The sequence below is a fragment of the Burkholderia sp. RF4-BP95 genome (genome assembly GCF_001521985.1).
Lineage (GTDB): Bacteria > Pseudomonadota > Gammaproteobacteria > Burkholderiales > Burkholderiaceae > Burkholderia > Burkholderia diffusa.
In genome coordinates, this window is record NZ_LOSX01000080.1 from 20,972 (window position 1) to 45,927 (window position 24,956).

Sequence of the window (24,956 nt, forward strand, 5' to 3'; positions counted from 1 at the left end):
GGGGAAGGCCGGAAACCGGGGCGTCGGCGCGGTACAATAGCGCCTTTGAACGTCGGCCCGCCGCGCCCCACGCGCCGGCCGTCCCTATTTTCCCGCGCCGCCGTGCCCTGTCCGGCCGCGCCGCCTTACCCGTCCGAAGGATTCCATGAGTCTCAAATGCGGCATCGTCGGCTTGCCCAACGTCGGCAAGTCCACCCTGTTCAATGCGCTGACCAAGGCCGGCATCGCCGCCGAGAACTACCCGTTCTGCACGATCGAACCGAACGTCGGCATCGTCGAGGTGCCGGACACGCGCCTGAAGGCGCTCGCCGAGATCATCAACCCCGAGCGCATCGTGCCGGCCGTCGTCGAATTCGTCGACATCGCGGGCCTCGTCGCGGGCGCGAGCAAGGGTGAAGGCCTCGGCAACCAGTTCCTCGCGAACATCCGCGAAACCGATGCGATCACGCACGTCGTGCGTTGCTTCGAGGACGACAACGTCATCCACGTCGCCGGCAAGGTCAGCCCGATCGACGACATCGAAGTGATCAACACCGAACTCGCGCTCGCCGACCTCGGCACCGTCGAGAAGGCGCTCACGCGCTACTCGAAGGCCGCGAAGTCGGGCAACGACAAGGAAGCGGTGAAGCTCGCCGCGGTGCTCGAAAAGGTTCGCGCGCATCTCGACCAGGGCAAGGCCGTGCGCGGCCTCGACCTGTCGGACGACGAGCAGGCGCTGCTCAAGCCGTTCTGCCTGATCACCGCGAAGCCGGCCATGTACGTCGCGAACGTGAAGGACGACGGCTTCGAGAACAACCCGCACCTCGAAGCGGTGCGCAAGTACGCTGAAAGCGAGAATTCGCCGGTGGTCGCGGTGTGCGCGGCGATCGAAGCGGAAATCGCCGATCTCGACGATGCGGACAAGGAAGCGTTCCTCGCCGACATGGGCATGGAAGAGCCGGGCCTCGACCGCGTGATCCGCGCGGGCTTCAAGCTGCTCGGCCTGCAGACCTACTTCACCGCGGGCGTGAAGGAAGTGCGCGCGTGGACGATCCACATCGGCGATACCGCGCCGCAAGCGGCCGGCGTGATCCACACCGACTTCGAGCGCGGCTTCATTCGCGCGCAGACGATCGCATTCGACGATTTCGTCGCGTACAAGGGCGAACAGGGCGCGAAGGAAGCCGGCAAGATGCGCGCGGAAGGGAAGGAATACGTCGTGCACGACGGCGATGTGATGAACTTCCTGTTCAACGTCTGATACGTGCAATGCCGATGCCGTGCGATACGCGCGGCATCGCGCGATGCGCATCCGGCACGAAAAGCAAATGGGCCGATCGGCAAATGCCAATCGGCCCATTTTTCATCCACGGACTTGCCCGTCGGCCAAAGACGAGCACCCTGCCCGCCTTCGGATCGTCACGTCATCACGTCGCCGACACCCGCCGCCCCGAACCTGCGCGCGCATCGCGACCGCGCTTGTTCAACCACGAAGCAAACAGCACGAGCAGCGCGAGCACGGCCGTCGCACCGACTTCCATCCGGCGTTCCTCGCTGACGAACATCACGGTCAGCGTGCCGCAGATGAACAGGATCACCGCCCACGTGAGCCACGGGAACAGCCACATCCGCAGCGTCAGGTCGGCGCCGCCCGATTCGAGCGTCTTGCGCATCCGCAGCTGCGAGATCGCGATCACGAGATACACGAGCAGCGCGATCGCGCCCGACGTCGCCAGCAGGAAGCCGAATACCTGCTCCGGCATCAGGTAGTTCGCGATCACGGTCAGGAAACCGAATGCGGTCGATGCGAGCACGGCCGCGCGCGGCGTGCCGGTCGAATCGGTGCTGTGCAGGAACGCGGGCGCGTCCTTGCGCTTCGACAGCGAGAACAGCATCCGCGACGCGGTGTACAGCGCGGAATTCAGGCAGCTCGCGACCGACACGAGCACGATCACGTCGATGATCGCCTTCGCGTTCGGAACGCCGATCAGCTCCATCGCGCGCTGATACGAGCCGTGCTTCGGCAGCAGCGGATCGTTCCACGGCACGATGGCCGCGACGACGAGGATCGAGCCGAGATAAAACAGCGTGATACGCCAGATGACGGAGTTCGTCGCACGCACGATCTGGCGTTGCGGGTTGTCCGACTCGGCGGCCGCGATCGTCACGATCTCGGTGCCGAGGAACGAGAACATCGTCGTCAGCATCGCCGCGAGCACCGCGCCGGCGCCGTTCGGCATGAAGCCCTGGTGCGCGAAGAGGTTCGACACGCCCGATACGGCCGGCGCGGGCACGATACCGACGATCGCCGCGCCGCCGATGCACAGGAACACGACGATCGCGACGACCTTGATCAGCGCGAACCAGAATTCGAATTCGCCGTAGTTCTTGACCGAGAAGAGGTTGGTGATCGTCAGCAGCAACGTGATGCCGAGCGCGAAGATCCAGGTCGCGACGCCGGGGAACCACGCATTGAGAATGGTCGCGGCGGCCGTCGCCTCGATCGGGATCACGAGCACCCAGAACCACCAGTACAGCCAGCCGATGGTGAAGCCGGCCCAGTGACCGATCGCGCGATCGGCATAGGTCGAGAACGAACCGCTGTCCGGATGCGCGACGGCCATCTCGCCGAGCATGCGCATCACCAGCACGACCAGGACGCCCGCGATCGCATACGCGAGGATCGAAGCCGGGCCGGCTTCCGCGATCGCGTGGCCGGAGCCGACGAACAAACCGGCCCCGATGACGCCGGCAATCGACATCATCGTCACGTGACGCTGCTTCAGACCCGTGCCGAGGCCTGTGTTGCTTCCACTCATGTGTCTCTCTCCAAAAAACGGTTCCGATATGACCGGGTGTCGCGTGAAGGCGGCGCGGGATTTGTCGTTGTTGAATCCGGCAGCCCGCCACGCATGCGCGGCACGCGGGCAGGGAGCCGGATCGAGCCTGTTCCGGTCGGTGCGCGACGCAGTCTGCGAAGCTGCGGGTGCGATGCGGCACATGGGGCGCCGGCGCATCGCGTGCGCCCTTTCCGTCGGCTGTCGGTCAGCCGCCTTCGAAGCGAAGGAGTGTAAGCATCAAACGGTTCTTGACTAAGAACCAATTGAAGAATTTCGATGGAACCACTTGTTGCATCGACGCGAACCGATGCAACGCTTGGTCCGGCTCGGCGTCCGCTTGCGCGGCGCCGGATGGGGAAATGTGCGGTGAGACACGCCCGCGCGACATCGCAACGAACGCATTCCGTCAACGAGGCTTGCGCGCCGCGCAGGCGCTGCGCCGGATGCTCAGGTCGCGCCGCCCGGCCCTGCATCCCGCCATTTGGCCGGCACGATCGCGTGCCATTCTCGCAGGAGCAGGTTTTTCACGGCGTCAGGATGCGCGGCCGACAGGCGCACCAGCACGATCGGCCAGCCCGCATAGTGGTCGGTCACGTAATACACGTCGGGCTCGGATTCGATCAGCCACGCGCGCTCGTCGGGGCCGACGCCCTTCACGACGAGCGTGTCGCCGTCCTCGCGCAGGCGCGCGAGCATCTTGCCCTTCACCCTGAGTGCGGGCGTGCCGTACGACGTGCCCTCCTCGACACCCCGCCATGCCAGCGCGATCCGCCGAACTTCATCGAATGTCACGATGCGCCTCCGCCCGTTGGTGATCGACGTCCCGGACAACGTAGCGGAAATCGTGGTGGACGCCTAGCCGAGCGGCGTCCGGCCTCGCGCCCGGCGACGCGCGTCTAGCGGCCGGCCGCGTGCGCCGCCACCGGCGCGCGACCGGTGGCCGCAACGATCGCGAACGCGATCGCATTCGCGGCCGCGCTGGCGAGGATCGGCACGAGATAGCCGCCGCCCGCGTCGTAGATGAAACCGGCGGTGGCAGGCCCGATCAACGTGCCGAACGCGACGCTCGTGTACAGCATGCCGATGATCGCGCTCACGTTGCGGCCGCCGAAGTAGTCCATCACGACGGCCGGCAGCACGGCGACCCAGCCGCCGTAGAACACGCCGAACACGAGTGCGAACGCGGCCAGCGTCGCGACGCTCCCGGCGCCGGCCCACGCGACGAGCGCGGCCGCCATGCCTGCGAACATCGCGAGCAGCGACGCGCGGCGGCCGAAGCGGTCGGCGACGCCGCCGAGGAAGAAGCGCCCTGCCGTGCTGCCGACACCGATCGCGCCGAGCAGCAGCACGGCCGTCGACGGCGCGACGCCATGATCGAGCGCGTACGGCACGAGATGCACGAACGGCACGAACACGCCGAACGAGCAGACGAGGCATGCCGCATACAGGCTCGCGAACGGCCGCGACGTGACGGCTTCGCGCACGGTCGCGCCGGCAGGCGCGGACGAAGCGGCACCGGGCAGCCCGTCGCCCGATTGCGCACGCGCCGCATCGCCGTCGGGCAGCAATCCGCGCCCGCGCGGATCGTTCTCGATCAGCAGCGACATGCCCGCGCCCACGACCACCGCGATCGCCGCGAGGGTGACGTACGCGCCGCGCCAGCCGACGTGCGCGATCAGCGCGGATGCGAGCGGCGGCATCACGAGCGTGCCGACGCCGATCCCCGCGACCGCGAGCCCCGACGCGAAGCCGCGCCGCCGCACGAACCAGCGTTGCACGGCGCCGACGGCCGGCACGTACGCGCAGCCGACGCCGAGGCCGACACCGAGCCCGTACGCGACATAGACCTGCAGCAGCGTATGCGCGGCACCGGCCGCCGCGAGACCGGCGGCCGTCAGCAACATGCCGGCGACGGCGAGCCGCCGGGAGCCGAAGCGATCGGCAAGCGGGCCGCTGACGATGCCGAAGCCGAAATACAGGAAGCCGGCCAGCGAGAACACGAGCGAGATCTGCCCGCGCGATGCCGCGAAATCACGCTGCAGCGATTCGACGAACGCGCTGAACGTGTATGCACTGCCGAAGCCGACGAACGTGACGGCGAACGCCGCCGCCACCACATACCAGCCGTAGAAGACGCGCGATGCGCGCAGGCCGCTCATGACGATCCTCCTCTCAGGTTCCGCCGGACGCCGCACGGCGCCCGGATTGCCTCATGGATATAGTTGAACTATGTTGATCGCATCGACAGCGCAAAACCCGCTCACGACGATACGATCCAATGCAACAACGGTACTCGTGCATGCTCGTCGCCTCAAACGATATTTCGTCGGTCTTTCGATTTAGAAAAACTCAATGATCCGTTCCCGCCTGCCACCGCTCAACGCGTTGCGTGCGTTCGAGGCGGCCGCCCGCCACCTGTCGGTGAAATCGGCGGCCGAGGAGTTGTCGGTCACGCCAGGTGCGGTGAGCCAGATGATCCGCACGCTCGAGGCGCACCTCGGCGTACAGCTGTTCGAGCGCGTGAATCGCGGCATCCTGCTGACCGCCGCGGGCCGCGACTACTTGCCGCCCGTGCGCAACGCGTTCCGGCAGATCGCCGACGCGTCGCAGCGCGTGTCGGGTGCCGCCGACAGCAGCGTGCTGACGGTGAGCGTCACACCCTTTTTTGCGTCCGCGTGGCTCGTGCCGCGCCTCGCGCAGTTCCGCGACGCGTGCCCGGGCGTCGACCTGCAGATCGTCACGAGCCACGCGCTCGCCGATTTCTCGCGCGACGGCGTCGACGTCGCGATCCGTCACGGTCTCGGCCGCTACATCGGCCTCTGCAGCGAACGGCTGCTGACCGTGGAGATCGTCGCGCTCGCGGCGCCGGCACTCGTCGCGCGGCTGGGCATGCCGGCCACACCCGCCGACCTGGCCGGATGGCCGCATCTGCACGACGCCGAGCGCAAGGGCTGGCACATCTGGTTCGACGCGCAGCGAATCGCCGATTTCGGCCCGCCGCGCGGCCCCGCGTTCGACGATTCCGGCCTGTTGCTGCAGGCGATTCTCGCCGGCCAGGGCGCCGGCCTGCTGCCGGCGGCGATGGTGCGCAACGAGCTCGCGAACGGCCGGCTCGTGCAGCTTGCCGACGTCGCGTGGCTCGACGATTTCGCGTACTACCTCGTCTATCCGCCGCATCATGCGGAGCGCGCGAAAGTCGCCGCGTTCCGCCGATGGATTCTCGAGGCCGCGCTGGCCGACGGAGCGGCGTCGATGACCGGCGCGGCGTAGCGTCGCTGCCCCGCAGGGCGGCGACGACGATCTTCGGCCGATCGGCTAACATGCGGCCCGCAACCGACAACGACATCCGGAGAGCGACCATGCCTGCCCTGCTTCGCCGCATGATGCGCATCGCGACCCTGTCGGCCGCGCTGTTCGTCGCGTGCGCCGCCCTGCCGCCCGCGGCGCATGCGTATCGCGCGTCGCCCGGCTACGCCAACGAGGCCGACCTCGACCGGCACGACACGTACCGCAATCGCGACGGCGACACCGTCCATGCGCCGGCCCACTCGAAATCGGGCCGCGTGCCCGAGGGCGCGAGCGCGCGCTGCCGCGACGGCACGTACAGCTTCAGCCGCCATCGGCGCGGCACCTGCTCGGGGCACGGCGGCGTCGCCGCGTGGCTGTGAACGCGGGTCGGCCGGATGGCCTGCGCGGTGCCAGCGGCAGCCGGCGGCGAAGTACAATACGCGTTCGCGCCGCCAACCTGCGGCGACACCGCCGCGCCCCGCGCGGCACGCTCCGTACCGAATCACCCGACGCCACGCACGCCCGCGCGCTGCGCGGCAGTCTCAACCCTTTCTGACTTTCACACCCAAATGGCCCAATACGTTTTCACGATGAACCGGGTCGGCAAGATCGTGCCGCCCAAGCGCCAGATCCTGAAGGACATCTCGCTGTCGTTCTTTCCCGGCGCGAAGATCGGCGTGCTCGGCCTGAACGGCTCGGGCAAGTCGACGCTGATCCGCATCATGGCGGGCGTCGACAACGAAATCGAAGGCGAAGCAACGCCGATGCCGAACCTGAACATCGGCTACCTGCCGCAAGAACCGCAGCTCGACCCGACGAAAACCGTGCGCGAAGCCGTCGAGGAAGGCCTCGGCGACCTGTTCCAGGCGAACAAGAAGCTCGAGGAAATCTACGCCGCATACGCGGAACCGGACGCCGACTTCGACGCACTCGCGGCCGAGCAGGCGAAGTACGAAGCGATCCTCGCGTCGAGCGACGGCGGCAGCCCCGAGCAGCAGCTCGAAGTGGCCGCCGACGCGCTGCGCCTGCCGGCCTGGGACGCGAAGATCGAGCACCTGTCGGGCGGCGAAAAGCGCCGCGTCGCGCTGTGCAAGCTGCTGCTCGAGAAGCCCGACATGCTGCTGCTCGACGAACCGACCAACCACCTCGACGCCGAATCGGTCGACTGGCTCGAGCAGTTCCTGGTGCGTTTCCCGGGCACGGTCGTCGCCGTCACCCACGATCGCTACTTCCTCGACAACGCCGCCGAGTGGATTCTCGAACTCGATCGCGGCCACGGCATTCCGTGGAAGGGCAACTACAGCAGCTGGCTCGACCAGAAGGAAGAGCGCCTGAAGCAGGAAGAAGCGTCTGAATCGGCGCGCCAGAAGGCGATCAAGAAGGAGCTGGAGTGGGTGCGCCAGAACCCGAAGGGCCGCCAGGCGAAGTCGAAGGCGCGTATCGCGCGCTTCGAGGAGCTGAACAGCCAGGAATACCAGAAGCGCAACGAAACGCAGGAAATCTTCATTCCGGTCGGCGACCGCCTCGGCAATGAAGTGATCGAGTTCAAGAACGTCAGCAAGTCGTTCGGCGACCGCCTGCTGATCGACAACCTGAACTTCAAGATTCCGGCCGGCGCGATCGTCGGCATCATCGGCCCGAACGGCGCCGGCAAGTCGACGCTGTTCAAGATGCTGACCGGCAAGGAACAACCGGATTCGGGCGAAGTCGTGATGGGTCCGACCGTGAAGCTCGCGTACGTCGACCAGAGCCGCGACGCGCTCGACGGCTCGAAGACGGTGTTCGAGGAAATCTCGGGCGGCGCCGACGTGCTGACGGTCGGCAAGTACGAAACGCCGTCGCGGGCATACATCGGCCGCTTCAACTTCAAGGGCGGCGACCAGCAGAAGATCGTCGGCAACCTGTCCGGCGGCGAACGCGGCCGCCTGCACCTCGCGAAGACGCTGATCTCCGGCGGCAACGTGCTGCTGCTCGACGAACCGTCGAACGACCTCGACGTCGAAACGCTGCGCGCGCTGGAAGACGCGCTGCTCGAATTCGCGGGCTCGGTGATGGTGATCTCGCACGATCGCTGGTTCCTCGACCGGATCGCGACGCACATCCTCGCGTTCGAAGGCGATTCGCAGGTCACGTTCTTCGACGGCAACTACCAGGAATACGAAGCCGACAAGCGTGCGCGCCTCGGCGAGGAAGCCGCGAAGCCGAAGCGTCTGCGCTACAAGCCGATCAGCCGCTGAACGGCGCGGCCCGTGCACCCGGCAGCGCGGCAACGCGGAGCCGGATGCGGAAAGCGGCCGCTGCCGGCTCGGCAAAACAAGAAAGCGGGCTCAAGGCCCGCTTTTTTTGCATCCGTCTGACGTCGTCTGCCGGGAGACTACGCGAGCGCGCCCAGCTCGCGCAAACGCGCCTCGGTCGCGGCCGCGCTCGTGTGATGAATGCCGTGCCAGCCGAGCGCCGTCGCGGCCGCCGCGTTCTTCGCGTTGTCGTCGATGAACACGAGTTCGTGCGGCGCGATGCCCGGCAGGAACGGATCGATCCGCGCATGCATTTCGCGGTAGATCGCCGGATCGGGTTTCACGAGCTTCACGCGGCCGGACACGACGATGTCCTTGAAGCGCCGCAGCACCGGGAAGTTGTCCCACGCATACGGAAACGTCTGCGCGGACCAGTTGGTCAGCCCGAAGAGCGGCATGCCCTGCGCATCGAGCCGGTCGACCAGCGCGGCGCCTTCGTCGAGCACACCGCCGATCATCTCGTGCCAGCGCGCGTAAAACGCGCGGATCAGCGCCTCGTGCGCCGGAAACTTCGCGACGAGCTCGCTCGTTCCTTCGTCGATCGTCTGCCCGCCGTCCTGGCGGATCACCCAATCCATCGCGCACACGTGCGTGAGGAACCAGCGGCGCTCGGCTTCGTCCGGAATCAGTTGCCGGTACAGATACTCGGGGCTCCAGTCGATCAGCACGCCGCCGAAATCGAACACCACCGCCTTGATCGTCATGCGAACTCCGTGGCGAGCACGTCGGCAAGCGGACGCGGCGTCACCGAATTGCCCGACAGCGTATTGTTTTCCCACACGAAGTGGTGATGCGCGACGATCTGCGCGGCCGACAGGTGCGTGCGCTCGTTCGTCGTGTGCAGGTCGGACACGACGGTCGTCCGGTAGCCGAGCAGTGCCGCGCGGCGCGCGGCCGAATCGACGCAGAACTCGGTCGCATAACCGCAGATCAGCACCGAGCGGATGCCGTGGCCGTCGAGCTGCGCGGCGAGCGGCGTGTCGTGGAACGAATCGCTCATCTGCTTGCGGATGCGCCAGTCGGCACGACCGACGATCAGTTCCTCATGCAGCGCCCAGCCTGGCGTGCCGGGCACGATATCGTCGTCCGCGTCGCCGTCGTGCTGCACGAAGCACACGGGCGCGTTCGCCGCGCGCGCCGCCGCCGTCAGCCGGTTGATGCCCGACACGACGTCGTCGAGCCGGTACGCGGGCCGCGCCCGCTGCACCAGTCCGCGCTGCATGTCGATCACGATCACTGCGGTGTCTGCCATCGGTTGCCCTCTCGATCATGGTCCGGCCGTCGCGCGGCCGTTGTCGCTCGTTGCGCGTCGCGTCAGATCGGCTGCGTGCGCGCGTCGAGCCACGCCTTCGCGTCGCCGCTCACGTGCCGGCCGACGCGCTCGCGCACGGTCGCGTGATACGTGTTCAGCCACGCGCGCTCTTCTTCATGCAGCATCTCGACCAGCACGCAGCGCGTGTCGATCGGACACAGCGTCAGCGTCTCGAACGCGAGGAAGTCGCCGAACTCGGTCTGCCCGCCCGCGCGGTTCACGACCAGGTTCTCGATCCGGATGCCCCATTTGCCGGGCCGGTACACGCCCGGCTCGATCGACGTGATCATCCCCTCTTCCATCGCGGTGTACGGCTCGGCCGGCGCGTAGTGCGAGATGACCTGCGGGCCCTCGTGCACGTTCAGGAAGTAGCCGACGCCGTGGCCGGTGCCGTGGCCGTAGTCGAGCCCGGCCGCCCACATCGGCGCGCGCGCGATCGCGTCGAGCATCGGCGAGCGAATGCCGCGCGGGAAACGTGCACGCGACAGCGCCATCATCGACTTCAGCACGATCGTGAAATCGCGGCGCTGCAGGTCGCTGACCGTGCCGACCGGCACGACGCGCGTGATGTCGGTCGTGCCGGTCGTGTACTGGCCGCCCGAATCGACGAGCAGCAGGCCGTCGCCGGCGATCGTCGCGTGCGACTCGGGCGTCGCGCGATAGTGCGGCATCGCGCCGTTCGCGTTGAAGCCGGCGATCGTCGCGAAGCTCGGCGACACGTAGCCGGGGCGCCGCGCGCGCGCGGCCGTGAGCTGCTCGTCGATCGTCAGCTCGGTGATCTTCTCGCGGTTCACCGCCTGCTCGAACCACGCGAAGAATTCGGCGAGCGCGGCGCCGTCGTGCTCCATCGTCACGCGCACGTGCTCGATCTCGGCGGACGTCTTGCGCGACTTCGCGAACGTCGACGGGTTCACGGCCTCGACCAGCTTCACGCCGGCCGGCACGGCCTCGAGCGTGCCGAACGTCACGCGGCGCGGGTCGATCAGCAGCGTCGCGCCGTCGGGCAGCGCCGCGAGCGCCGCGCGCGCGGCGTCGTACGCGCGGACCTCGACGCCGTCCCGCGCGAGCGACGCGGCCAGCGCCGGCGACACCTTGCCGTCGGCGACGAACAGCGTCGCGCGGTCGGCGCCGATCATCGCGTGCGCGACGAACACGGGGTTGAAGTTGACGTCGGCGCCGCGCAGGTTGAACAGCCACGCGAGATCGTCGAGCGTGGACACGAAATGCCATTGCGCGCCCTGCGCGTGCATCGCGCGCCGCACTTCGGCGAGCTTGCTTGCGCGCGTCGTGTCGGCCTGCGGCGCCACGTGCTCGAACACCGCGTCGCCCGGCAGCCCCGGGCGCTCCGGCCAGATCGCGTCGAGCAGGTCGAGATCGGTGCGCAGCGCGATGCCGCGCGCGCTCAGCGCGGCCGTCAGCGCGCGTGCCGCCGCGACGCCGAGCACGGCACCGTCGACGCCGACCGTCGCACCGGCCGGCACGTTCTGCGCGAGCCAGTCGACATGCGGCGCGCTTTGCTGCCCGCCCGTCATCTTCATCAGCTGGACGCCCGTGCCGGCGAGTTCCGCCTCGGCCTGCACCCAGTAACGGCTGTCGACCCACAAGCCCGCGAAATCCGCGGTCACGACCAGCGTGCCGACCGAGCCCGTGAAACCGGACAGCCAGCGGCGCGCCTGCCAGCGTTCGGGCAGGTACTCGGACAGGTGAGGATCGGCGGACGGCACGAGATAGGCGGCCAGGTCCTCGCGGACCATCGCGCCGCGCAGCAGCGCGAGGCGAGCCGGCACCGACGAGACTTCGGGGAGACGGGCATTCATGATTTCACCTGAGAGCTTTCAGCGACGGGCAGACACCGCGACCGTCACGGCTACGGCGAGGAACGCGACACCGGTGCAGATCGGCCATTCGAGCGTTTCGCCATCGTAAAACAGTCCAGAGAGATTGCCGGCCATGCGCGCGGCGCCGGCGCCTGCGATGCCGACGAGCACCGCGATCCACCATGCCGGCCGGCCCGTGCGCCGCATCGGATGCAGCCACCGGCCGAACAGCCCGACGGCCGCTCCCAGGACAAGGATTCCAAACCAGTTCATTCGACGCCTTCTATAAATTCAGATTCGTCCCATAGGCGTGAACGTTGCCAGCGACTAGCATCGATTCATCCATGAACCCGAGACCAGCCGGGCGCCGCGAACATTCGAGTGTAGGGGCCGACCCGACGTTATGGCAAGCGCGCACCGGCAGCCGTATTGAAGAAATCCTCATGCGAATCGCCCTGATCGATCCGGAGGCACGTCATGCTGCGCTCCTGAACCGCCTGCTCTTCGCCGGCGGTCACGTGTGCCACGCGTTTCCGTCCAGCGCCGCGTTCTTCGAGTGGCTCGCCACCGATACCTGCGACATGCTGATCACCGGCAACTGGGCCGGCGATCAGCCGGCCGAGGAAGTCATTCCGCGTGCGCAAGCGATCCTGCCCGGCCTGCCGGCCATCGCCGTGATGCAACTGCCGCGCGAAAGCGAAGTCGTGTCATGCCTGCACGCGGGCGCCGACGACTGCCTCGTGCGCCCGGTGAGCGGGCCTGAGCTGCTCGCACGGGTGAATGCGCTGAGCCGGCGCGCCGGCGTCCGGCGACCGCCGAATCGGTCGCGCGAAATGTACGGCGAATACGCCTTCGATGCGACCCACGGCCTCGTGCGCTTCGGCGACGTGGTCGTCGCGCTCACGCCGAAGGAGTTCCGCTTCGCGCAACTGCTGTTCGCGAACCTGTCCCGGCCCGTGTCGCGCGCCCATATCCTCGAAACCGTGTGGGCCCGCCGCCGCGACATGAAGTCGCGCACGCTCGACACGCACGCGTCCCGGCTGCGCAGCAAGCTGCAGCTGCTTCCGGAGCATGGCTACCGGCTTCTGCCGCTCTACGGCTACGGCTATCAGCTCGACCGCGTGCCGATCGAGCCCCCAAATTCGAGGCCACGCCACGCTGATGCCCGGTATGCCGCGAGTGAGGAAATCACCGAAACGCTATAATATGCGGCTAAACGATAGCCCTCGATATGCAACTCCTCACGATCGGAATCAACCACCACACTGCGCCTGTCGCCCTGCGCGAACGCGTGGCGTTTCCGCTCGAGCAAATCAAGCCGGCTCTCGTCACGTTCAAGAACGTGTTCCTCGGCCCCCAGGCGCCCAACGCGCCCGAAGCGGCGATCCTCTCCACCTGCAACCGCACCGAACTCTATTGCGCCACCGATGATCGGGCCGCACGCGAGGGGGCGATTCGCTGGCTGTCGGAGTACCACCGGATTCCGGTCGACGAGCTCGCGCCGCACGTCTATGCGCTGCCGCAGTCGGAAGCAGTCCGGCACGCATTCCGCGTCGCGTCGGGCCTCGACTCGATGGTGCTCGGTGAAACGCAGATTCTGGGCCAGATGAAGGACGCGGTGCGCACCGCGACGGAAGCCGGCGCGCTCGGCACCTACCTGAACCAGCTGTTCCAGCGCACGTTCGCCGTCGCGAAGGAAGTGCGCGGCACGACCGAGATCGGCGCGCAGTCGGTGTCGATGGCCGCCGCCGCCGTCCGCCTCGCGCAGCGCATCTTCGAAAAGGTTTCGGATCAGCGCGTGCTGTTCATCGGCGCCGGCGAGATGATCGAGCTGTGCGCGACGCACTTCGCCGCGCAGAGCCCGCGCGAGCTCGTCGTCGCGAACCGCACGGCCGAACGCGGCCAGCGGCTCGCCGAACGCTTCAACGGCCGTGCGATGCCGCTGTCGGATCTGCCCGCCCGCATGCACGAATTCGACATCATCGTGTCGTGCACCGCGTCGACGCTGCCGATCATCGGCCTCGGCGCGGTCGAACGCGCGGTGAAGGCACGCCGCCATCGGCCGATCTTCATGGTCGACCTCGCGGTACCGCGCGACATCGAGCCGGAAGTCGGCAAGCTGAAGGACGTGTTCCTCTACACCGTCGACGATCTCGGCGCGATCGTGCGCGAAGGCAACGCATCGCGCCAGGCCGCGGTTGCGCAAGCCGAGACGATCATCGAGACGCGTGTGCAGAACTTCATGCAGTGGCTCGACACGCGTAGCGTCGTGCCGGTGATTCGTCACATGCATACGCAGGCCGACGCGCTGCGCCGCGCGGAAGTCGAGAAGGCGCAAAAGCTGCTCGCGCGCGGCGACGATCCGGCGGCCGTCCTCGAAGCGCTGTCGCAGGCGCTCACCAACAAGCTGATCCACGGCCCGACGAGCGCGCTCAACCGCGTGAACGGCGCCGACCGCGATTCGCTGATCGACCTGATGCGCGGCTTCTACCAGCACGCGCCGCGCTCGAACGACCAGTCCGGCCACTAGCGCCGGCCGGTTGCCCTGCCGCCGGCCGCGAGCCGGCCTATCCTTTCCGAATACCCTTGCCCGGGAGCGCCGCTCCACACCATGAAGACGAGCATGCAACGCAAGCTCGACCAGCTGTCTATCCGGCTGGCCGAACTGAACGACCTGCTGAGCCGCGAAAACGTCACGGCCGACCTCGACCAGTACCGCAAGCTGACGCGCGAACACGCGGAACTCGGCCCGGTCGTCGAGCAGTACGCGCTGTGGCGCCAGTCGCGCAGCGACGAGACGGCCGCGCAGGAACTGCTCGCCGATGCGTCGATGCGCGATTTTGCCGAAGAGGAAATTCGCAGCGCGCGCGAACGCATGGTTCGCCTCGAAGGCGAATTACAGAAGATGCTGCTGCCCAAGGACCCGAACGACGACCGCAACATCTTCCTCGAAATCCGCGCCGGCACCGGCGGCGACGAATCGGCGCTGTTCGCGGGTGACCTGCTGCGCATGTACCTGCGCTTCGCGGAACGTCAGCGCTGGCAGGTCGAGATGATGTCGGAGAGCCCGTCGGACCTCGGCGGCTACAAGGAAGTGATCGTGCGGATCGCGGGCCAGGGCGCGTACTCGCGCCTGAAGTTCGAATCGGGCGGCCATCGTGTGCAACGCGTGCCGGCGACCGAGACGCAGGGGCGCATCCACACGTCCGCCTGCACGGTCGCGGTGATGCCGGAAGCCGACGAGATCGGCGAGGTCGAGATCAATCCGGCCGACCTGCGGATCGACACGTTCCGCGCGTCGGGCGCGGGCGGCCAGCACATCAACAAGACCGATTCGGCGGTGCGCGTCACGCACATCCCGACCGGGATCGTCGTCGAGTGCCAGGACGATCGTTCCCAGCACAAGAACAAGGATCGCGCGCTGAAAGTGCTCGCCGCGCGCATCAAGGACAAGCAGTATCACGAGCAGCACGCGAAGGAAGCGGCGACGCGCAAGAGCCTGATCGGCTCCGGCGACCGCTCGGAACGGATCCGCACGTACAACTTCCCGCAGGGCCGGATGACCGACCACCGGATCAACCTGACGCTGTACCGGCTCGAGGCGCTGATGGACGGCGATCTCGACGAACTGATCGGCGCGCTCGTCACCGAACACCAGGCCGAACTGCTCGCGTCGCTCGGCGACACTGACTGAGGTCGCGATGCCCGACACCACCGCCGACGAACTGCTGCGCGCGTCGCCGCTCGACCCGGTCGATGCGCGCGTGCTGCTCGCATACGCGCTCGGCTGGACCCGCACGCAGTTGATCACGCGCGGCGACGCCCCGCTCGAGCCGGCCGCGATCGCGCGCTACCGCGCGCTCGAAGCGCGCCGCGCGGCCGGCGAGCCGGTCGCGCAGCTCGTCGGGATGCGCGAATTCTTCGGCCGTCCGTTCGACGTGACGCCCGACGTGCTGATCCCGCGCCCGGAAACCGAACTGCTCGTCGAAGCCGCGCTCGACGCGATCGACGGACGGCCGCATCCGGCGGTGCTCGATCTGGGCACCGGCAGCGGCGCGATCGCCGTGTCGATCGCCGCCGAACGGCCCGATGCGCGCGTGTGGGCGCTCGACCGTTCGCCGGCCGCGCTCGAAGTCGCGCAACGCAACGCGAACAAGCTGCTCGACGCGCGCCGCCCCGGCGGCCCGCTGCACTGGCAGCAGAGCGACTGGTACGCCGCGCTCGATCCGCTGCTCGCGTTCGACGCGATCGTCAGCAACCCGCCGTACATCGCGCAGCACGATCCGCACCTCGCGCAGGGCGACCTGCGGTTCGAGCCGCGCGGCGCGCTCACCGACGATGCCGACGGTCTCAGCGCGATCCGCACGATCATCGCCGGCGCCGGTGCCTATCTGAAACCCGGCGGCACGCTGTGGATCGAGCACGGCTACGACCAGGCCGAAGCCGTGCGCGCATTGCTCCTGTCACGCGGCTTCATCGCGGTCGAATCGCTCGCCGATCTGGCCGCGATCGAACGCACGACGGGCGGCCGCCGGCCCGGCTGATGGCCGGCCCGCCCGGTTGAAATCCGCTATCATTTCGTTCTAACGCCCCGCAAACGCAAGGTCAGTCATGGACACCCAACAACGTATCAAGCAAATCGTCGACGAAAACCAGGTCGTGCTCTTCATGAAGGGCAACGCACAATTCCCGATGTGCGGCTTCTCGGGCCGCGCCGTGCAGGTGCTGAAGGCCTGCGGCGTCGACCAGTTCAAGACGGTCAACGTGCTGGAAGACGACGAAATCCGCCAGGGCATCAAGGAATTCTCGAACTGGCCGACCATTCCCCAGCTGTACGTGAAGGGCGAATTCATCGGCGGCTCGGACATCATGATGGAGATGTACCAGTCCGGCGAACTGCAGCAACTGTTCGCCGCCGCGTAACGTCCCCTTCCCGATGGCATCTCCCAGCGCGCCGCCACGCCGGCTGATCGTCGCGATCACCGGCGCCACCGGCGCGGTCTATGGCGTGCGGCTGCTCGAACTGCTGCGCGCCGCCGGCGGCGTCGAAACGCATCTGCTGGTTTCGAACGCCGGCTGGCTCAATATCCAGCATGAACTGAAGCTGTCGAAGGCCGAGGTCGAAAGCCGGGCGGATGTCGTGCATTCGGTGCGCGATGTCGGCGCGACGATCGCATCCGGTTCGTTCGCGACCGACGGGATGGTGATCGCGCCCTGCTCGATGAAGACGCTCGCGAGCGTCGCGCATGGCCTGTCGGACAACCTGATCACGCGCGCGGCCGACGTCACGCTGAAGGAACGCCGCCGCCTCGTGCTGATGGTGCGCGAAACGCCGTTCAACCTCGCGCATTTGCGCAACATGACCGCCGTGACCGAAATGGGCGGCATCGTGTTTCCCCCGCTGCCCGCGTTCTACGCGATGCCGAAGACGATCGAGGAACTCGTCGACCAGACCGTCACCCGCGTCCTGGATCTGTTCGCACTCAGTGCACCGATGACGACGCCGTGGGCTGGCATCCGGCCGGCGGAGTAAGCCGCTCGACACGGCGCTTCGGCGCCGTTCTTCATGCATCTTCGCCGATTCAGCCGCCTTCCCGCTCGATCCGGCAATCTCAAGCCTCGACCTGCCATCGAAGGCCCGAAACCGCCCAATTATCAACAAGCAAGATTCAATCAAATTCCATTTAGCCGGTTTATCAATGTTTGGTGTGCGCCTATAGTCACAGAAATCCCTTTTGCAGGCTCCCCACCATGAACCGCTTGCCCTCGCTTTACCTGTCCCACGGCGCCCCGACGCTGCCGATCGACCCGACACTGCCCTCCGGTGCGTTCACGCACCTCGGCGCCGAATTGCCTCGCCCGCGCGCGGTGCTGATGCTGTCCGCGCACTGGGGCACGCAACAGCCGGTCGCGAGCGTGGCCGCGCATCCTGAAACGATTCACGACTTCTACGGCTTCCCGCGCGCGCTGTACGAAATCCAGTACCCGGCGCCAGGCGCGCCCGAGGTCGCCGAACGGGCGGCCGCGCTGCTGAATGCAGCCGGCATCGCGACCGCGACGACCGAGCACGGCCTCGACCACGGCGCGTGGGTGCCGATGCTGCTGATGTTCCCGGAGGCCAACGTGCCCGTCGCGCAGTTGTCGATCCAGCCGCGTGCGGACGCCGCCCATCACTTTGCGCTCGGCCGCGCGCTGCGGCCGCTGCGCGACGAAGGCGTGATGGTGATCGGCTCGGGCCAGATCACGCACAACCTGCGCGCGGCCGATTTCGGCGCGGCGCCCGAGGATGCGGACCCGCGCGTCGCGGAATTCACCGACTGGTTCGAGGCGAAGCTCGCCGCGCGCGATGTCGACGCGCTGCTCGACTATCGCCGGCAGGCGCCGCATGCGGCGCTGATGCATCCGACCGACGAACACCTGCTGCCGGTGTTCACCGCGCTCGGCGCGGCCGACGACGACTACCAGCTCGGCATCCAGTCGCTCGGCACGTATCAACGCGTGCTCGCGATGACGAACTACGTGTTCGGAAGCGCGGCCGCCTGAATCCGGCGACACGGCCGGCGGCAGCAAACAAAAAGCCCGCCCGAGCAGCGCTCGGACGGGCTTTTTCAACGCTTTCCGCCACCGCCGATTCCGGTGGCGGGTCAGGCGTCAGGCACCGACCCCTTCGAGGATCTCGTCGTGCGACTCACGCTCGTCGAGATACTGGGTCCGGTAGCCCGTATTCACGCCCCAGAAGTAGAACACCAGCGAGATGGCCGCGACGATCAGCATGTCCCAGCCGTACGGCAGCACACCGTAACCGCCGAACTCCTTGCTGCCGATCAGCGACAGCACGGCCATCGTCGGCAGGTACGCGACCAGCCACCACGCGGCCTTCAGGTCGGCGCCCCAGCCGGTCCAGCCCGACTTCGCCTGGAAGTAGAAATACACCGGCAGCGCGACGATCATCAGCAGGATGATTTCGCCCGTCAGCGGCCATTTCGCCCAGTACAGGATCAGCGACGCGCAGACGAACGCGAACGGTGCGATCAGCTTCATCAGCGGGATCGACAGCGGACGCTCGATGTCGGTCGCCGCGCGGCGCAGCGCCATCAGGCTGATCGGGCCGGTCAGGTACGAGATCACCGTCGCGACCGAAATCACCGCCGCGAGCGAGCTCCAGCCGCGGAAGAAGAACAGGAAGATGAACGACACGAGCAGGTTGAACCACATCGCCTGGCGCGGCACGCCGTAGATCGGGTGCACGTTGCCGAACATCTTCGGCATCGTGTTGTTGCGTTCCATCGCGTAGATCATGCGGGTGGTCGTCGCCATGTAGGTCGTACCGGTGCCGCTCGGGCTGATGAACGCGTCGACATACAGCAGGATCGCGAGCCAGTTCAGGTTCAGCGCGATCGCGAGTTCCGCGAACGGCGACGAGAAGTTGAAGTGCGCCCAGCCCTTCGCGACGTCGGCCGGGTTCACCGAGCCGATGTACGCCATCTGCAGCAGCACGTAGATCACGAGTGCGATCAGGATCGACGTGATCACCGCGAACGGCACGCTGCGCGACGGATTGCGCGCTTCACCGGCCAGGTTCACCGGGCTCTGGAAGCCGTTGAACGCGAACACGATGCCGCTCGTCGCGACCGCGGTCAGCACGGCCGACCAGCCGTACGGCGCGAAGCTTGCATTCGACGCGGTGCCGAGGTTTTCCGAATGGAAGCTCGACATCATCAGGCCGAGGATCGTGAGGCCGGGGATCAGGAACTTGAAGATCGTGATCGCGGTGTTCGCACGCGCGAAGGCCTTGACGCCCCAGTAGTTCAGCATGAAATAGATGACGACCAGCACGGCCGACAGCAGCAGGCCGGGTGTCGTCAGCTCGCCGTTCACGAACAACGCGTGCGCCCACGGATACTGCCACGTGCTCATGTACTGGATCGATGCTTCCGCCTCGATCGGAATCACCGATACGATCGCGATCCAGTTCGCCCATGCGCTGATGAAGCCCACCAGCGAACCATGCGAGTAGCGCGCGTAGCGCACCATGCCGCCCGACTCGGGGAACATCGCGCCCAGTTCGGCATACGTCAGTGCAATCGCGAGAATCACGACCGCGCCGATGACCCATGCGCAAATCGCCGCCGGACCGGCAATCTTCGCAGCCTTCCAGGCGCCGAACAGCCAGCCCGAGCCGATAATCGAACCCAGTCCCGTCAGCATGAGTGCAAACGGGCCGATGTTCCGTTGAATAGAACTCTTCACATCCTCTCCTATGTCTCAAAAAGCATGGTCGGCCCGCTGTCCGGGATCGGCTCGGATAGCACCGCGCATGCAATTTTGGGGGGAAGGATCACCCGATCGGGGCAACCCTTCCACGCGGCGCGTAGTTTAACGGTTGCACCTCCAAGTTGGCGCCAAAATCGTTCGGCCCCTACAAAAAATTCGCGTCGTTTGCAAGGTTTGTAAACCTTAACTCCGCAATAACCCTGAGTGCATGGAAATACGGTTGACCGCGCGCCCGAATAGCCGTATAAACAACGTTGCAGGATTTCAAGCGGCGAGTGAATTGGTTCTTTCGTAGTTCGCCCATCAACGGTACTCCGGTTGGTCCCATTACCCCCTTCCTTGATTTTCCGCACCCATGGGCCTCGGCCCCGTTTTATCTTTTTAGGAACAAGTAACATGGCAACCGGTACCGTCAAGTGGTTCAATGACGCAAAGGGCTTCGGCTTCATCACCCCGGAAGGCGGCGGCGACGATCTGTTCGCGCACTTCTCGGAAATCCGCGTCGAAGGCTTCAAGACGCTGCAAGAAAACCAGAAGGTTGAATTCGAAGTGAAGACGGGCCCGAAGGGTCTGCAAGCTGCGAACATCCGTCCGGTCTAAGTTCGGCGCGATATTTCGTGTAAAAAAGCCCCGCTTCGGCGGGGCTTTTTGTTTTCCGGCGCGGGCAGCCTTGCGGCCGCCGCCGGTCCGAATGGCGTTCGGTCAGCCGAACAGCCGCTGCGCGTGAATACCGAGCCCGGTCGCCACGCTCGCGAGGCGATCGCCGAACACCGGCTGCGCGTCCGGGAACGCGCCGGCAAGTGCACCCGACAGGAACGCGAGCCCGGTCGAGCCGCCGGTGAAATACAGCGCGCCGACGTCGCGCGGCGCAACGCCCGCAAGCCGCACCGTTTCGCGCGCGGCATCCACGATGCGCGCAGTGTCGTCGACGCTCGCATCGACGAGACGTTCGGCGTCGAACGCGATCTGCAGATCCTCTTCCACGTCGTTCAGGTCGATCATCGTCTCCCCGCCCGCCGCCACGCCGATCTTCGCTTCTTCCGCGCGCGCCATCAGCGCATGCCCGAGCCGTTGCTCGACCACGCGCGTGAGCCGGTCGTACTGTCGTACGTCCTGGTACAGATGCTTCATCAGCTTCAGCTCGCCCAGCCGCTTCGGCGTATAGACCGTGTTGATCAGATGCCAGGTCGCCAGGTCGAAATAGATCCGGTTCGGCAGCTCGCGCCCCTCGGGATCGAGCGAGCGGTAGCCGAACGCCGGCAGGATCGCCGCCAGCTCGACGCGACGGTCGTAATCGGTACCCGCGACGTGCACGCCGTGGTGCGCGAGCACGTCATCCTTGCGCTCGAGGCGCGCCATGCGCTCCGGCCCGACGCGCACCAGCGAGAAGTCCGACGTGCCGCCGCCGATGTCGGCGACCAGCACGAGCCGCTCGGCCTGCTGGCGCGACTCGTAGTCGAAAGCGGCCGCGATCGGTTCGTACTGGAAATGCACGTCCGTGAAACCGACCGACCGCGCGGCGGCTTCGAGCTGGTCCTGCGCGAGGCGGTCGGCGCGCGGATCGTCGTCGACGAAGAACACCGGCCGGCCGAGCACCGCGCGCCCGATCGGCGCGCCGGCGCGCGCTTCGGCCTTGCGCTTCAGGTGCGTCAGGAAGCGCGCGATGATCTCCGTGTACGCCATCGCGCTGCCGTCGCCGAGATCGGTCGTGGTTTCCGCGAGCGGCGAGCCGAGGATGCTCTTCATCGAGCGCATCAGGCGGCCGTCGAAACCGTCGATATAGGATGCGAGCGCCGCACGGCCGTATTCGACCGTCTGCTCGTCGTTGTTGAAGAAGATCGCGGTGGGCAGCGTCAGGTGGTCGCCCTCGACGGGCGCGAGGCGCATGCCGTCGCCGTCGGGCAGCGCCACGGCGGAATTGGACGTGCCGAAATCGATCGCGCAGTAAGTCATGGGAAGGTGCCGCAGCATGGCCGGCGCGAAAACGGAAAGGACGGGCTTTTTAACATGAAGCCCGCCGGATCACAACCGGATCGCCCACCGATGCCGGTGCAACCGGCCCGGGGCCGCGATCGGGCGCACCCGCGGCGCGCCGGCGACGGGTGCGGACAGGGGATCGATCGTACGCCACGCCTCTGCGCCGCCCGCTTGCGGCGCGCCGGCAACTGACGCGGACCGGGGGCTCGACGAGCGCCTGCCGGCTTGCGGATCAGGCTGCGGCGTCGAAACCCTTCTTCCATGCGCCCGCATAGACGACTTCGCCGATCGCATGACGCGTGCGCGGCGCCTTTTCGCGATCGCGCAGCACCGGATCGAGCTTGTCGACGTTGCCGTAGTGGCCGAGCGAGATGATCGCCGGAATCGCGACGTCGGCCGGAATCTCGAATGCGTCGCGGAACGCCTTCGCGTCGAAGCCGCTCATCTGGTGTGCGGCGAGACCCAGCGCATGCGCCTGCAGCACCAGCGACATCGCGGCGGCGCCCGCGTCGTACAGCGCGGTCGGCGCCGGCTCGCCCTTCGGCGTGAGCGTGTGCGCGGTCACGGCGATCAGCACCGGCGCCGGCGCGTTCCAGCCCTGGTTGAACGGCACCAGCGTCGCGAATGCGCGCTTGAACGCCGCTTCGTCCTGCGTGCGGTCGAACACGATGAAGCGCCACGGTTGCGCGTTGTACGCGGACGGCGCCCAGCGCGCGGCTTCGAGCACCGCATGCAGATCGGCGCCGCTGATCGGCTCGTCCGAATACGCGCGCGGGCTCCAGCGGCCCGCGATCAGGTCGTGAATCGAAACAGTGGTGGGTGCAGGTTTGACGGACATGCGGTTCCTCGCTGACATCGATGAAGGGGCGCGAACGCCTGGCGAACCGCAAGCATAACCGCTTGAGGCGTCACGCGCCCGGTCATCCCGCGCAATGCAAATCACCGATTCCGCATTGACCGGCCGCGCCCGCGCACGGGCCGGCCGGAGCGCCGCGCTCAGGCGGCCTGCGCGGCCGCGCGGGACGGGCCGCGGTTGATCCGCAGCACGATCAGCGCGCCGAGGATGCAGAGCCCGCCCGAGATCATCGACGCGATCGTATAGGTGCCGAGGCTGGCACGCAGCAGCCCCGCGCCGAGCGCCGCGAATGCCGCGCCGAGCTGATGGCCCGCGACGATCCAGCCGAACACGACCGGCGCCGCGGCCTTGCCGAACACGTCGGTGGCGAGCCGTACCGTCGGCGGCACGGTCGCGATCCAGTCGAGCCCGTAGAACATCGCGAACAGCGGCAGCCCGAAGAAATCGATGCCGAACGCATGCGGCAGGTAGATCAGCGACAATCCGCGCAGCCCGTAGTACCAGAACAGCAGCACGCGGTTGTCGTAGCGGTCGGACAGCCAGCCCGACAGCGTCGTGCCGAACAGGTCGAACACGCCCATCGCGGCGAGCAGCGATGCGCCCTGCACTTCGGTCATCCCGTAATCGCTGCACATCGCGATCAGGTGCGTGCCGACATAGCCGTTGGTGCTCGCACCGCAAATGAAGAAGCTGAAGAACAGGAGCCAGAAGTCGCGCGAGCGGCTCGCCGTCAGCAGCGTGCGGAACGCGACCGCGAGCGGGTTCTCCTTCGTCGCGTCGGGCGCGGCCGGCGCATCGGCCGGCTCGCCGTACGGGCGCAGCTTCACGTCGGCCGGCCGCTCGGGCAGCAGGAACGCGACCAGCGGAATCACGATCGCGGCCGCCACCGCGACGACCAGCACGACCGGCCGCCAGCCGTGTCGCTGCGCGATCGCCGCGAGCATCGGCAGGAACACGAGCTGGCCGGTGGCCGTGCTCGCCGTCAGGATGCCCATCACCAGGCCGCGCCGCGCATGGAACCAGCGCGTGACGAAGGTCGCCGACAGCGTCAGCGCGACGACACCCGTCGAGCAGCCGACCATCAGCCCCCAGATCACGACCATCTGCCAGCTCTGCGTCATCATCGACGACAGCGCGACGCCCGCGCTCATGGTCACCAGCGCGGTCAGGATCGTCGGCCGCAGCCCGAAGCGCTGCATCGCCGCGGCCGCGAACGGGCCCGTCAGGCCGTACAGCGCGATGTTCACCGAAATCGCCAGCGAAATCGCCGCGCGGCTCCAGCCGAGTTCGCGCTCGAGCGGCACCATCAGCACGCTCGGTGTCGCGCGCGTGCCGGCCGCGGCCAGGAGGATCAGGAAAACCACCGCCGCCGCGAGCCATCCGTAGTGGAAACGCCCGCCGATTCGTGTCACTGCCCAGTTCATGTCATCGCTCTCCAGTTGGCGGCCCGGCGCCCGCGCGCCTGCCCCGCCTCACCACCAGGCCACCTCCGCCGCACGCTGCATCGGCTGACCCGGGCCGATACCTGGCATTCGTCTGTCGATCCGGTCGGCATTGTTACCGCTCGGTCACAAGTGTGTTGCGATCGTAGTTACCAGTCGGTAACATGTCAAGCAATTCACCACGCAGTCGAGGGTCATCATGTCGGGCATCGAAGCCGCCAACAAGCCGCCGGCACGCCGCACGCGCCAGCCGATCGCCGCGGCCGCCGCGCACGAACACCTGCTGCGCGCCGCCGAGGAGCTGTTTTACAAGGAAGGGGTGCGCGCGGTCGGCGTCGAGGCGGTCGTGGAACGCGCGGGCGTCAACAAGATGAGCCTGTACCGCCAGTTCTCGTCGAAGGACGAGCTGATCCTCGCGTATCTCGAACGGATGGATGCGTGCTTCTTCGAGCGCTTCGATTCGAGCGTCGCGAAGCATCCGGGCCAGCCGAAGGCGCAGTTGATCCAGTATTTCGTCGATCTCGCGGAGCGCGCGACGCAGAAGGACTATCGCGGCTGCCCGTTCGTCAACGTCGCGGCCGAATTTCCCGATGCGTCGCATCCGGCGCGCGAGCGCGTCGCGCAGAACAAGGAGCAGTTGATGAAGCGGCTCGTCGAGCTATGCGAAGGCGCAGGCGCCCGGCAGCCGCAAGCGCTCGCCGACGCGCTCGCGCTCGTGGTCGAGGGCATCTACGCGGCCAGCCAGACCTACCGGCACGGCGAAACGCCGATCGGCACCGCGCCCGCGCTGGTCACTCAATTGATCGAAGCCGCCTGCGCGTGACGGGCGGCGCATGCGCAAACCTCGCGTGCCCGCTCCGCTACAATGCGGCCCTCG

At 67.2% G+C, this 24,956-nt stretch carries 24 protein-coding genes; 13 read left to right on the forward strand and 11 right to left on the reverse strand.

Translation table 11 applies throughout. The annotated features are described in order from the left end of the window. Positions 1 to 145: 145 nt before the first annotated feature. A complete protein-coding gene (gene ychF, locus WS46_RS26910; RefSeq protein WP_059532716.1) occupies positions 146 to 1,240 on the forward strand; it encodes a redox-regulated ATPase YchF in 1,095 nt (364 codons plus the stop codon). Between the two features lie 166 nt (positions 1,241 to 1,406). Here the strand turns inward: ychF and gabP are convergent, their stop codons facing one another. The 3 genes from gabP to WS46_RS26925 all read right to left on the reverse strand — a co-directional run bounded on the left by gabP (position 1,407) and on the right by WS46_RS26925 (position 4,978). After that, complete coding sequence (gene gabP / locus WS46_RS26915; protein ID WP_059692324.1) at positions 1,407 to 2,798, reverse strand: GABA permease; 1,392 nt, start codon at positions 2,796 to 2,798, stop codon at positions 1,407 to 1,409. A 468-nt stretch (positions 2,799 to 3,266) separates the two neighbouring features. After that, the gene (locus WS46_RS26920) at positions 3,267 to 3,611 is read right to left on the reverse strand and encodes an MmcQ/YjbR family DNA-binding protein (RefSeq protein ID WP_059692325.1); all 345 of its coding nucleotides are present in this window, start codon (positions 3,609 to 3,611) and stop codon (positions 3,267 to 3,269) included. Positions 3,612 to 3,715: 104 nt separating this feature from the next. Then, complete coding sequence (locus WS46_RS26925) at positions 3,716 to 4,978, reverse strand: MFS transporter (RefSeq protein WP_059692326.1); 1,263 nt, start codon at positions 4,976 to 4,978, stop codon at positions 3,716 to 3,718. Between the two features lie 193 nt (positions 4,979 to 5,171). On the opposite strand from WS46_RS26925, the gene gcvA reads away from it, so the two are divergent. From gcvA to ettA, 3 genes are all read left to right on the forward strand, one after another. Continuing rightward, positions 5,172 to 6,089, forward strand: a complete 918-nt coding sequence (gene gcvA / locus WS46_RS26930) for a transcriptional regulator GcvA (protein WP_059692327.1) — start codon at positions 5,172 to 5,174, stop codon at positions 6,087 to 6,089. Positions 6,090 to 6,178: 89 nt separating this feature from the next. Next, positions 6,179 to 6,487: a DUF3761 domain-containing protein gene (locus WS46_RS26935; RefSeq protein ID WP_059692328.1), complete on the forward strand. Its 309-nt coding sequence runs from the start codon at positions 6,179 to 6,181 to the stop codon at positions 6,485 to 6,487. Between the two features lie 189 nt (positions 6,488 to 6,676). Next, positions 6,677 to 8,344: an energy-dependent translational throttle protein EttA gene (gene ettA / locus WS46_RS26940; RefSeq protein WP_059532730.1), complete on the forward strand. Its 1,668-nt coding sequence runs from the start codon at positions 6,677 to 6,679 to the stop codon at positions 8,342 to 8,344. Between the two features lie 137 nt (positions 8,345 to 8,481). Here ettA and WS46_RS26945 read toward each other — a convergent pair whose 3' ends face one another. The 4 genes from WS46_RS26945 to WS46_RS26960 form a co-directional block, all read right to left on the reverse strand. Further along, complete coding sequence (locus WS46_RS26945; protein WP_059532732.1) at positions 8,482 to 9,105, reverse strand: HAD family hydrolase; 624 nt, start codon at positions 9,103 to 9,105, stop codon at positions 8,482 to 8,484. Next, complete coding sequence (locus WS46_RS26950; protein ID WP_059532735.1) at positions 9,102 to 9,653, reverse strand: cysteine hydrolase family protein; 552 nt, start codon at positions 9,651 to 9,653, stop codon at positions 9,102 to 9,104. Before WS46_RS26950 ends, WS46_RS26945 begins: the two co-directional genes overlap by 4 nt. Positions 9,654 to 9,715: 62 nt before the next feature. Next, positions 9,716 to 11,530, reverse strand: a complete 1,815-nt coding sequence (locus WS46_RS26955) for an aminopeptidase P family protein (RefSeq protein WP_059532737.1) — start codon at positions 11,528 to 11,530, stop codon at positions 9,716 to 9,718. Positions 11,531 to 11,548: 18 nt separating this feature from the next. Continuing rightward, positions 11,549 to 11,803, reverse strand: a complete 255-nt coding sequence (locus WS46_RS26960) for a hypothetical protein (protein ID WP_059692329.1) — start codon at positions 11,801 to 11,803, stop codon at positions 11,549 to 11,551. Between the two features lie 170 nt (positions 11,804 to 11,973). Here WS46_RS26960 and WS46_RS26965 point away from each other — a divergent pair, with 170 nt between their 5' ends. From WS46_RS26965 to WS46_RS26995, 7 genes are all read left to right on the forward strand, one after another. Beyond that, positions 11,974 to 12,735, forward strand: a complete 762-nt coding sequence (locus WS46_RS26965; protein ID WP_059465274.1) for a response regulator transcription factor — start codon at positions 11,974 to 11,976, stop codon at positions 12,733 to 12,735. A 26-nt stretch (positions 12,736 to 12,761) separates the two neighbouring features. Beyond that, positions 12,762 to 14,060, forward strand: a complete 1,299-nt coding sequence (gene hemA / locus WS46_RS26970; protein WP_059465273.1) for a glutamyl-tRNA reductase — start codon at positions 12,762 to 12,764, stop codon at positions 14,058 to 14,060. A gap of 81 nt (positions 14,061 to 14,141) precedes the next feature. After that, positions 14,142 to 15,224, forward strand: coding sequence for a peptide chain release factor 1 (prfA, locus tag WS46_RS26975; protein ID WP_059532743.1), 1,083 nt, complete (start codon positions 14,142 to 14,144; stop codon positions 15,222 to 15,224). A gap of 7 nt (positions 15,225 to 15,231) precedes the next feature. Further along, the gene (gene prmC / locus WS46_RS26980) at positions 15,232 to 16,074 is read left to right on the forward strand and encodes a peptide chain release factor N(5)-glutamine methyltransferase (protein WP_059692330.1); all 843 of its coding nucleotides are present in this window, start codon (positions 15,232 to 15,234) and stop codon (positions 16,072 to 16,074) included. 67 nt (positions 16,075 to 16,141) lie between these two features. After that, positions 16,142 to 16,453, forward strand: coding sequence for a Grx4 family monothiol glutaredoxin (grxD, locus tag WS46_RS26985; protein ID WP_011883132.1), 312 nt, complete (start codon positions 16,142 to 16,144; stop codon positions 16,451 to 16,453). A 13-nt stretch (positions 16,454 to 16,466) separates the two neighbouring features. Beyond that, the gene (locus tag WS46_RS26990) at positions 16,467 to 17,063 is read left to right on the forward strand and encodes a UbiX family flavin prenyltransferase (RefSeq protein ID WP_059692331.1); all 597 of its coding nucleotides are present in this window, start codon (positions 16,467 to 16,469) and stop codon (positions 17,061 to 17,063) included. A gap of 218 nt (positions 17,064 to 17,281) precedes the next feature. Beyond that, on the forward strand, positions 17,282 to 18,073 hold the full coding sequence (locus WS46_RS26995) for a class III extradiol ring-cleavage dioxygenase (protein ID WP_059692332.1): 792 nt from the start codon (positions 17,282 to 17,284) through the stop codon (positions 18,071 to 18,073). A 108-nt stretch (positions 18,074 to 18,181) separates the two neighbouring features. Here the strand turns inward: WS46_RS26995 and WS46_RS27000 are convergent, their stop codons facing one another. Further along, positions 18,182 to 19,780, reverse strand: a complete 1,599-nt coding sequence (locus tag WS46_RS27000; protein ID WP_059532754.1) for an APC family permease — start codon at positions 19,778 to 19,780, stop codon at positions 18,182 to 18,184. Between the two features lie 420 nt (positions 19,781 to 20,200). Between WS46_RS27000 and WS46_RS27005 the strand changes: the two genes are divergently transcribed. Next, positions 20,201 to 20,404: a cold-shock protein gene (locus tag WS46_RS27005; RefSeq protein WP_006477070.1), complete on the forward strand. Its 204-nt coding sequence runs from the start codon at positions 20,201 to 20,203 to the stop codon at positions 20,402 to 20,404. 102 nt (positions 20,405 to 20,506) lie between these two features. Here the strand turns inward: WS46_RS27005 and WS46_RS27010 are convergent, their stop codons facing one another. The 3 genes from WS46_RS27010 to WS46_RS27020 all read right to left on the reverse strand — a co-directional run bounded on the left by WS46_RS27010 (position 20,507) and on the right by WS46_RS27020 (position 24,061). Continuing rightward, the gene (locus WS46_RS27010; protein ID WP_059692333.1) at positions 20,507 to 21,757 is read right to left on the reverse strand and encodes an Hsp70 family protein; all 1,251 of its coding nucleotides are present in this window, start codon (positions 21,755 to 21,757) and stop codon (positions 20,507 to 20,509) included. Positions 21,758 to 22,013: 256 nt separating this feature from the next. Further along, positions 22,014 to 22,619 (reverse strand): nitroreductase family protein, encoded by a 606-nt coding sequence (locus WS46_RS27015; RefSeq protein WP_059692334.1) that lies wholly within the window; start codon positions 22,617 to 22,619, stop codon positions 22,014 to 22,016. Between the two features lie 158 nt (positions 22,620 to 22,777). Next, positions 22,778 to 24,061, reverse strand: coding sequence for an MFS transporter (locus tag WS46_RS27020; protein WP_059692335.1), 1,284 nt, complete (start codon positions 24,059 to 24,061; stop codon positions 22,778 to 22,780). Between the two features lie 217 nt (positions 24,062 to 24,278). On the opposite strand from WS46_RS27020, the gene WS46_RS27025 reads away from it, so the two are divergent. Next, positions 24,279 to 24,902, forward strand: coding sequence for a TetR/AcrR family transcriptional regulator (locus WS46_RS27025; protein ID WP_059532763.1), 624 nt, complete (start codon positions 24,279 to 24,281; stop codon positions 24,900 to 24,902). Positions 24,903 to 24,956: the final 54 nt, after the last annotated feature.

What these genes read in the sequence shown, in the direction of transcription:
- ychF (WP_059532716.1), top strand. Translation starts at nt 146, where the DNA reads ATGAGTCTCAAATGCGGCATCGTCGGCTTGCCCAACGTCGGCAAGTCC.
- gabP (WP_059692324.1), bottom strand. Translation starts at nt 2,798, where the DNA reads ATGAGTGGAAGCAACACAGGCCTCGGCACGGGTCTGAAGCAGCGTCAC.
- WS46_RS26925 (WP_059692326.1), bottom strand. Translation starts at nt 4,978, where the DNA reads ATGAGCGGCCTGCGCGCATCGCGCGTCTTCTACGGCTGGTATGTGGTG.
- gcvA (WP_059692327.1), top strand. Translation starts at nt 5,172, where the DNA reads ATGATCCGTTCCCGCCTGCCACCGCTCAACGCGTTGCGTGCGTTCGAG.
- WS46_RS26935 (WP_059692328.1), top strand. Translation starts at nt 6,179, where the DNA reads ATGCCTGCCCTGCTTCGCCGCATGATGCGCATCGCGACCCTGTCGGCC.
- ettA (WP_059532730.1), top strand. Translation starts at nt 6,677, where the DNA reads ATGGCCCAATACGTTTTCACGATGAACCGGGTCGGCAAGATCGTGCCG.
- WS46_RS26945 (WP_059532732.1), bottom strand. Translation starts at nt 9,105, where the DNA reads ATGACGATCAAGGCGGTGGTGTTCGATTTCGGCGGCGTGCTGATCGAC.
- WS46_RS26950 (WP_059532735.1), bottom strand. Translation starts at nt 9,653, where the DNA reads ATGGCAGACACCGCAGTGATCGTGATCGACATGCAGCGCGGACTGGTG.
- WS46_RS26955 (WP_059532737.1), bottom strand. Translation starts at nt 11,530, where the DNA reads ATGAATGCCCGTCTCCCCGAAGTCTCGTCGGTGCCGGCTCGCCTCGCG.
- WS46_RS26960 (WP_059692329.1), bottom strand. Translation starts at nt 11,803, where the DNA reads ATGAACTGGTTTGGAATCCTTGTCCTGGGAGCGGCCGTCGGGCTGTTC.
- WS46_RS26965 (WP_059465274.1), top strand. Translation starts at nt 11,974, where the DNA reads ATGCGAATCGCCCTGATCGATCCGGAGGCACGTCATGCTGCGCTCCTG.
- hemA (WP_059465273.1), top strand. Translation starts at nt 12,762, where the DNA reads ATGCAACTCCTCACGATCGGAATCAACCACCACACTGCGCCTGTCGCC.
- prfA (WP_059532743.1), top strand. Translation starts at nt 14,142, where the DNA reads ATGAAGACGAGCATGCAACGCAAGCTCGACCAGCTGTCTATCCGGCTG.
- prmC (WP_059692330.1), top strand. Translation starts at nt 15,232, where the DNA reads ATGCCCGACACCACCGCCGACGAACTGCTGCGCGCGTCGCCGCTCGAC.
- grxD (WP_011883132.1), top strand. Translation starts at nt 16,142, where the DNA reads ATGGACACCCAACAACGTATCAAGCAAATCGTCGACGAAAACCAGGTC.
- WS46_RS26990 (WP_059692331.1), top strand. Translation starts at nt 16,467, where the DNA reads ATGGCATCTCCCAGCGCGCCGCCACGCCGGCTGATCGTCGCGATCACC.
- WS46_RS26995 (WP_059692332.1), top strand. Translation starts at nt 17,282, where the DNA reads ATGAACCGCTTGCCCTCGCTTTACCTGTCCCACGGCGCCCCGACGCTG.
- WS46_RS27005 (WP_006477070.1), top strand. Translation starts at nt 20,201, where the DNA reads ATGGCAACCGGTACCGTCAAGTGGTTCAATGACGCAAAGGGCTTCGGC.
- WS46_RS27010 (WP_059692333.1), bottom strand. Translation starts at nt 21,757, where the DNA reads ATGACTTACTGCGCGATCGATTTCGGCACGTCCAATTCCGCCGTGGCG.
- WS46_RS27015 (WP_059692334.1), bottom strand. Translation starts at nt 22,619, where the DNA reads ATGTCCGTCAAACCTGCACCCACCACTGTTTCGATTCACGACCTGATC.
- WS46_RS27020 (WP_059692335.1), bottom strand. Translation starts at nt 24,061, where the DNA reads ATGAACTGGGCAGTGACACGAATCGGCGGGCGTTTCCACTACGGATGG.
- WS46_RS27025 (WP_059532763.1), top strand. Translation starts at nt 24,279, where the DNA reads ATGTCGGGCATCGAAGCCGCCAACAAGCCGCCGGCACGCCGCACGCGC.